General features: G+C 68.8%; 1 protein-coding gene. It reads left to right on the top strand.

Annotated elements, in window-relative coordinates; genetic code table 11:
• A partial coding sequence (locus AC067M_RS45790; RefSeq protein ID WP_478702915.1) for an acyltransferase domain-containing protein occupies positions 1-1,231 on the top strand: 1,231 nt, incomplete at both ends.

Below are 1,231 nucleotides of genomic sequence, written 5' to 3'. Positions count from 1 at the left end.
CGGAGCCGGTGCTCTCGTTGCCGGTGCCGGTGGTGCTCTCCGGTCGTAGCGCCGACGCGCTGCGTGCCCAGGCCGCCCGGTTGTGTGAGTTCGTCGCGGCTGACCCGGAACTGACGGTGTCTCGGCTGGCGTTCGCGAGTGCCACGTCTCGTGCTGCTTTGGAGCATCGGGGTGCGGTGGTGGCTGGTGGGCGGGGTGAGTTGCTGGAGGGGCTTGCGGCGTTGGCGCAGGGGGCGCCCGGAGCGATTCGTGGGGTGGCGGGGCGGGGTGGGTTGACGGGGTTTGTGTTTTCCGGTCAGGGGTCGCAGTGGTCGGGGATGGGGCGGGAGTTGGTGGAGCGGTATCCGGTGTTCGCGGAGTCGTTCGATGACATCTGCGGGCGGCTGGAATCGGTGCTGGGCCGTCCGGTGCGTGCGGTGGTTCTGGATGGTGGTGAGCGGCTGGATCAGACGGTGTTCGCGCAGTGTGGTCTGTTCGCTTTCGAGGTGTCGTTGTTCCGGTTGCTTGAGTCGTTCGGTGTGGTGGCGGATTTTGTTGTGGGGCATTCGGTGGGGGAGGTGGCGGCGGCGCATGTGGCGGGGGTGTTGTCGCTGGAGGATGCGGTCAGGTTGGTGTGCGCGCGGGCGGGGTTGATGCAGGAGTTGCCGGCGGGTGGGGCGATGCTCGCGGTGAACGCCGCGGAGGCGGAGGTTGCCGGGGTCCTGTCGGGTGAGGTGGGGATCGCGGCGGTGAACGGGCCGCGTTCGGTGGTGGTTTCGGGTGCGGAGTCGGCGGTGGACGTCGTGGCGGAGCGGGTGGGGGAGCGGGGCTGGCGCAGCTCGCGGCTGCGGGTCAGTCATGCCTTTCATTCGCCGTTGGTGGAGCCGGTGCTGGATCGTTTCCGTGCTGCGATTGCGGGTGTTGTTTTCGCTGAGCCGCGTATTCCGTTCGTGTCCACCGTGGAGACGGGTGCGGCGCCGGTGGGTGTGGATTACTGGGTGCGTAATGTCCGGGACACGGTGCGTTTTGCCGATGCGGTGGGGTATCTGCATGCGCAGGGTGTGACGAGGTTCGTGGAGGTCGGGCCGGACGCTGCGCTCAGTGCCGTGGGAGCGGAGTGTCTGCCTGAGGACGCCGCGGCGGTGTTCGTGCCGCTGCTGCGCCGCGGCCAGCCGGAATCGGTGACCCTGGCGACGGGGCTGGCCCGTTTCCACGTGCAGGGCGGCAGCATCGAGTGGAGCCGGTATCTGCC

The organism is Streptomyces sp. NPDC043427 (assembly GCF_056436655.1).
The sequence above is the reverse complement of the archived record's forward strand: the minus strand, read 5'-3'. Positions and strand labels throughout refer to the sequence as shown.